This window comes from Methylobacterium indicum (genome assembly GCF_017347565.1).
GTDB lineage: Bacteria > Pseudomonadota > Alphaproteobacteria > Rhizobiales > Beijerinckiaceae > Methylobacterium > Methylobacterium indicum.
On the sequence record NZ_AP024145.1, the window covers coordinates 1,095,001 to 1,100,000 of the forward strand.

Annotated in this window: 5 protein-coding genes; 1 reads left to right on the forward strand and 4 read right to left on the reverse strand. The window is 71.4% G+C overall.

The features are described 5' to 3' along the window. The first annotated feature begins 345 nt into the window (after positions 1-345). Positions 346-807: an Lrp/AsnC family transcriptional regulator gene (locus tag miv_RS04980; protein WP_207183406.1), complete on the forward strand. Its 462-nt coding sequence runs from the start codon at positions 346-348 to the stop codon at positions 805-807. 119 nt (positions 808-926) lie between these two features. On the opposite strand, the gene miv_RS04985 is transcribed toward miv_RS04980, so the two are convergent. From miv_RS04985 to miv_RS05000, 4 genes are all read right to left on the reverse strand, one after another. Then, complete coding sequence (locus tag miv_RS04985; protein WP_207181695.1) at positions 927-1,781, reverse strand: GNAT family N-acetyltransferase; 855 nt, start codon at positions 1,779-1,781, stop codon at positions 927-929. 76 nt (positions 1,782-1,857) lie between these two features. Beyond that, positions 1,858-3,318 (reverse strand): NAD-dependent succinate-semialdehyde dehydrogenase, encoded by a 1,461-nt coding sequence (locus miv_RS04990; RefSeq protein ID WP_048431231.1) that lies wholly within the window; start codon positions 3,316-3,318, stop codon positions 1,858-1,860. A 279-nt stretch (positions 3,319-3,597) separates the two neighbouring features. Continuing rightward, positions 3,598-4,314, reverse strand: a complete 717-nt coding sequence (locus tag miv_RS04995; protein ID WP_207181697.1) for a cupin domain-containing protein — start codon at positions 4,312-4,314, stop codon at positions 3,598-3,600. Positions 4,315-4,328: 14 nt separating this feature from the next. Continuing rightward, on the reverse strand, positions 4,329-4,997 hold the full coding sequence (locus miv_RS05000; protein WP_048431233.1) for a haloacid dehalogenase type II: 669 nt from the start codon (positions 4,995-4,997) through the stop codon (positions 4,329-4,331). Between the last annotated feature and the right edge of the window lie 3 nt (positions 4,998-5,000).

The following is a 5,000-nucleotide window of genomic DNA, read 5'->3' on the forward strand; positions in this document are numbered from 1 at the left end:
CTTGCCGAATACGGCGGCGGCACCGGCGGTGGTTCCATAATCATCATTATGCGAATCGGATGGCGGGGCCGGGATCGGTCCGGGTGACGAACCCCCTTCCGCGACGGGCAGCCGTCGCGAACGGCGCGTCGCGCGCGGGCTCTCTTTCCCGCATCGCGACCCTGGGTCATGACAACGCCCGGAGAGTCTGACATGGTAGCGTGCCCTCGGCCAGAGGCGCCGCATGATCCTGTCTCGCGCCCGCCGTCGCGACCTCGGCGTCCTCCCCGGCGAGACCGCTCCGCGGGGCCGGAATCGGGAAGTCCCTTCGTGAACCAGCAGACGACCAGGCTCGACCGGATCGACATGAAGATCCTGATCGAGCTGCAGAAGAACGGTCGCATGACCAACGTGACCCTCGCCGAGGCCGTCGGCCTGTCGGCGAGCCCGTGCCTGCTCAGGGTCAAGCGCATGGAGCAGGCCGGCTACATCACCGGCTATGGCGCCCACATCGCCCTGCCGAAGCTCGGCGAGACCGTGACGGTGTTCACCGAGATCACGCTGAACGGCCATACGCCGGAATATTTTCAGCGCTTCGAGCACGCCCTGCGCAAGATCGAGGAGGCGATGGAAGGCCACTTGGTCAGCGGCGGCTACGACTACTTGGTGAAGTTCGTCACCCGCGGCCTGTCGCACTACCAGGACGTGATCGAGGCGCTGCTCGAGCGCAACGTTGGGATCGCCAAGTATTTCAGCTACATCGTGCTGCGCACGCCGATCGTGAAGACCGAGCTGCCGCTCGCCACGCTGTTCGGCGAGGAGCGCTGACGCGGGCGCGCTGCCGGATGAGGGCGAGGCCCGACCGGGGGCCGATCGGGTGTCGCTCGCGGTTTTCGGTCGTGCAGCGTTCTCCGACGAACCGGCACCCTCCTGGTCGGAAACGTACTCTAGCCGAGGGCCTGGTTGGTGATGGTGAAGACCTTGGCCGGGCCGGTCTTTGGCGGCGTGCCGCGGGTCATTTGCACCACCCGGTCGACGTTGCCGAGGCCGCTGGCCTCCGCGAAGGCGACGAGCGGCCCGTCGCGCTCCGGCGTGTCGAGGCGCAGGAACTGGCCCGCATGGGCGCGAACGTGCGGGCTCGCCAGCGCCACCGCCTGGTCGGCGTCGCCAGCGACGAGCGGGCCGACGACGTGGCCGCGGCCGAAGGGCCGGCAGACCGAGAAGCCGGCGATCCGGCCCCCCTCCTCCAGGACGTAGGTCCGCCCGACCCGACGCAAAGCTCCCAGCATCCGGCTCCGGTCGCCGCCGGAGGCCTCGCGGTCGAGGGCGACGATCGCCGGCCAGTCGTTGTCCTCTGCCGCACGCACCCGGTCGTCGGAGACCGAGGCGGTCGCATCGGCCGTGCCCTGGTACTGCGCGATGGTGCAGGTGGCCCGGAACCCTTCGGATTCATAGAGACGCTGCCCGGCGGCCGTCGCGACGAGGCGGATGGTGCGCCCGCCCGCGGCGGAAAAGATCTCCCGCATCATCCGCCGGCCGGTGCCCTTGGCCTGCATCCGCGGCGAGACGATTACCATGCCGATCGTCGCCAGCGCCTCGCCGAAGGGCCACCACATCGCCGAGCCCATCACCCGGCCGGCATCGTCGCAGGCGACGACGCCGTGGCCGAGCTCCAGCACCAGGCGCCAGTCATCCGGCCGGTGCGGCCAGCGCACCTCGACCGAGAGACCGTGCACCGCCTCGATGTCGGCCTCGGTCATGGGGCGGATCGTCGTCAGGGCGATCGTGGCCGAGTTCGTCATCGGGGCTCTCCGTGCTGCGGGCCGGTCAAACAGAGGGGCGCCCCGGTTCGTACCGGAGCGCCCATGGTGGCGACGGTCAGAGACCGCCCATGTGGAGCGACTTCAGCTCCAGGTACTCGTCGATGCCGTAGGCCGAACCCTCGCGGCCGAGCCCCGACTGCTTGACGCCGCCGAAGGGCGCCGCCTCCATCGAGACCGTGCCGGTATTGAGCCCGACCATACCGAATTCCAGCGCCTCGCCGACCCGCCAGGCCCGGCGGATGTCCGAGGTGAAGAAATAGGAGGCGAGGCCGAACGGCGTCGCGTTGGCGATGGCGATGGCGTCCTCCTCGCGGGAGAAGCGCATCAGCGGCGCGAGCGGCCCGAAGGTTTCCTCGACGGCGAGCCGCATCCCGGTCTCGGCCCCGGTCAGCACCAGCGGCGGCACGAAGCGGCCGCGCACGGCGTCCGGATCGCCGGCGACCAGCCGGGCGCCGCGGGCGAGCGCGTCGTCGAGATGCGCCACGACCTTGGCGGCGGCGGCGTCGTTGATCAGCGGGCCGAGATGGACGCCCGGCTCGAAGCCGTTGCCGAGCCGGAGCGCACCCGCGGCCTCGGCGAGGCGGGCGACGAAGCGGTCATGGATGCCGTCCTGCACCAGGATGCGGTTGGCGCAGACGCAGGTCTGGCCGGCATTGCGGAACTTCGAGGCCATCACGCCGGTGACCGCGAGGTCGAGGTCGGCGTCGTCGAACACGATGAACGGCGCGTTGCCGCCGAGCTCGAGGCTGAGCCGCTTGATGGTCGGGGCCGACTGCGCCATCAGCAGCCGCCCCACCCCGGTCGAGCCGGTGAAGGACAGCTTGCGCACGGTCTCGCTGCCGGTCATCTCGGCGCCGATCGGGGCGGCCTGGCCGGTGACGACGCTGAACACGCCCTTCGGCACCCCGGCCCGCTCGGCCAGGACCGCGAGCGCGAGGGCCGAGAACGGCGTCAGATCGGCGGGCTTGACCACGATCGGGCAGCCGGCGGCGAAGGCCGGCGCCACCTTGCGGGTGATCATCGCGATCGGAAAATTCCACGGCGTGATCGCCGCGCAGACGCCGACCGGCTCCTTGAGCACCAGCACCCGGCGGTCGCCGACCGGCGCGGTGAAGACGTCGCCGGTGATGCGGCGGGCCTCTTCCGCGAACCACTTCACGAAGCTCGCGCCGTAGGCGACCTCGCCCCGGGCCTCCGCCAGCGGCTTGCCCTGCTCGGCGGTCATGATCGCCGCGAGGTCCTCGGCATGGTCGAGGATCAGGGCGTTCCAGCGCTCCAGGATCGCGGCGCGCTCGGCCGGCGCGGTGCGGCGCCAGGCCGGGAAGGCCGCCTCGGCGGCGGCGATCGCCGCGCGGGTCTCGGCCGCGCCGCAATCCGGCACCGTGCCGAGGGTCTCGCCCGTCGCGGGGTCGGAGACCGGCAGGGTGCCGCCGGATTCGGCGTCGCGCCATTCGCCGGCGACGAAGGCCTGGAAGCGCAGGAGCGCGGGATCGCGCAGGCGGTCCTTGGTGAACATGACGGTCTCTCCAAAGCAGGTTTTGGTCGCGGGCGGGAGCCGGTCCGCCTGCCCGCTCGGACCGCGATCGCCACGCTCCTGGGGCGCCGGCTCGCCGCGAAGGCCCGGCGGCCGGCAGACCCGAGCCGGTCTCGATGCGGTCGCCGACGACGGGGCCGTTCGGGACGCGGATCCCGGCGGGATCGAGGGACGCGTGTCGCGATCTCGTCTGCGGGGGCTTTCGAACCGCGAGCCCGGTCGGGAAGCCCCGGGCGGCGCGCAGGGCCGCCCGGGTGCGGGTCAGGCCGGCCGGTGGATGGCGTAGACCTTGGCGACGTCCTCGCGGCTCTCCCACGAGCAGGAGGCACCGGCCTCGACGAGGAAGATGTCGCCCTTCGCGAAGGTGGCGGTGCGGCCGGCCTCGTCGACGAAGGTCACCGAGCCGGCGAGCAGGTGCATCAGCTCGTGGTGACGGTAGCGCATCGGCCGGCGGTGATAGGGGGTCGAGTCCCACACCCCGCACAGGTAGGTGCCGTCCGCCGAGGTGAAGTCGGTATGGTTGCGGCAGGACGGGGTCTCGCCGACGAGAAGATCCGCCGCCGGCGGGTTCGAGCGGACGAGTTCCGCCTCGCGGTCGATCCGCACCGGGCCGCGCCCGGTCCCCTCCTGGGCCGCATAGGCCATCACCACGACCCGCGCGCCGTCCGCGCTGGACCAGGAGAAGCCGGCGCCCATCGGCAGCACGAGGCTGTCGTCGGTGCCGTAGGTCTCGGTCGCGCCGTCGGCACCGGTGATCGCGAGGTCGCCCGCGACGACGATCGCGAAGGTGTCGGCGGCCACGGCGGTGACCGCGCCGGTCCCGGCCGGCACGGTGACGGCGGCGAGCCGCAGACGCGGATCGCCGAGGGGCATGGCGTGGCCGCCCGCGAGCCAGGCCCCGCCGGAGGCCGGGACGGCGTCCCGCGCGAAGACCCTGAGGTCGTGGAAGCTGCGCACGGTCGCGGCGGGAGCGGGCATCGGAGAGGTCGCGCTCACAGGCCGAGCAGCCCCGGCAGGCCACGGATGTCCTTGATCTCGTGGTAGCCGTAATAGGGGTTCGCCGGTTCGTGGCCGCGGTTGACGAAGACCTTGTTGGTGATCCGCATGTCGTGCGCGGTCATCAGGTCGTAGCGGAAGCTCGAGGAGCAGTGCAGCACGTCCTCGGGGCCGCACCCGAGCTGGTCGAGCATGTACTCGAAGGCCTGCATCCGCGGCTTGTAGGCCTGGGCCTCCTCGGCGGTGTAGGCGGCGTGGAACGGCGCGCCGAGCTTGGCGACCGAATGCGGGATCAGGTCCTTCATCGAGTTCGACAGGATGACCAGGGGGAATTCCTTGGCGACCTTCGCCAGCCCCTCGACCGTATCCGGGTGCGGGCCCCAGGTCGGCACGGCGGCGTAGACTGCATCGGCGTCGCTGTCGCGATACTCCACGCCGTTGCGCTTGCAGGTGCGGGTCAGCGCGTTCGCGACCACGTCCTTGTAGGGCTTCCAGGCACCCAGCACCTCGTCCAGGCGGTAGGCGGAAAAGTCCTCAACGAAGGCGTCCATCCGCTCGGCCGGTACCCGGTCGGCGTAGAGCCGGCGGGCGACGGGCGCCATCTCGAAGTAGATCAGCGTGCCGTAGCAGTCGAAGGTGATGTACTTGGGCGCGAGGCGGGCCATCGG

Excerpts from the sequence above, each read along its gene's own strand:
- miv_RS04980 (WP_207183406.1), top strand. The coding sequence starts at position 346 with ATGAAGATCCTGATCGAGCTGCAGAAGAACGGTCGCATGACCAACGTG.
- miv_RS04985 (WP_207181695.1), bottom strand. The coding sequence starts at position 1,781 with ATGACGAACTCGGCCACGATCGCCCTGACGACGATCCGCCCCATGACC.
- miv_RS04990 (WP_048431231.1), bottom strand. The coding sequence starts at position 3,318 with ATGTTCACCAAGGACCGCCTGCGCGATCCCGCGCTCCTGCGCTTCCAG.
- miv_RS04995 (WP_207181697.1), bottom strand. The coding sequence starts at position 4,314 with ATGCCCGCTCCCGCCGCGACCGTGCGCAGCTTCCACGACCTCAGGGTC.
- miv_RS05000 (WP_048431233.1), bottom strand. The coding sequence starts at position 4,997 with ATGGCCCGCCTCGCGCCCAAGTACATCACCTTCGACTGCTACGGCACG.